This window comes from Bradyrhizobium sp. sGM-13 (genome assembly GCF_018398875.1).
Taxonomy (GTDB): Bacteria; Pseudomonadota; Alphaproteobacteria; order Rhizobiales; family Xanthobacteraceae; genus Bradyrhizobium.
In genome coordinates, this window is sequence record NZ_JAGWDK010000191.1 from 1 (window position 1) to 467 (window position 467).

A 467-nucleotide genomic window follows, 5' to 3' on the forward strand; every position below is an offset into this window, starting at 1 on the left:
GGACGGCACCGGGGTCGAGGCGAGCGTGCGGACCACCCACGCCCGGCTGGCCGAGTTGCTGGCGCATGAACATGCCTCGCTGGCGCTGGCGCAACGCTGCGGCGGCGTTGCATCGCCGGCGCCGCTGTTCAGTTCGTTGTTGAACTACCGCCACAACACCCCGGCGATGTCCTTCGGATCGGATGATGTGCTGTCTGGCGTGGAATGGCTGGGCGGGGAGGAGCGCACCAACTATCCGTTGACCTTGTCGGTGGAGGATTTTGGCAAGGCGCTCGGGCTGACCGCGGAAGCGGCGGAGCCGGTCTCTGCGGATCGGGTCTGCGGCTACATGCAGCGCGCGCTCGAGCAACTGGCTGATGCGCTGGAGCACGCGCCGAACACGCCGGTGTGCGACCTGGACATCCTACCACGTGATGAGCGCATCTACCTGTTGGAGGAGCTGAACCGGACGTCGGTCTCGTATCCAG

1 protein-coding gene is annotated in these 467 nt (G+C 66.4%); it reads left to right on the forward strand.

Annotated elements, in window-relative coordinates; all coding sequences use genetic code 11:
• A partial coding sequence (locus KJQ96_RS38735; protein WP_213291190.1) for a hypothetical protein occupies positions 1 to 467 on the forward strand: 467 nt, incomplete at both ends.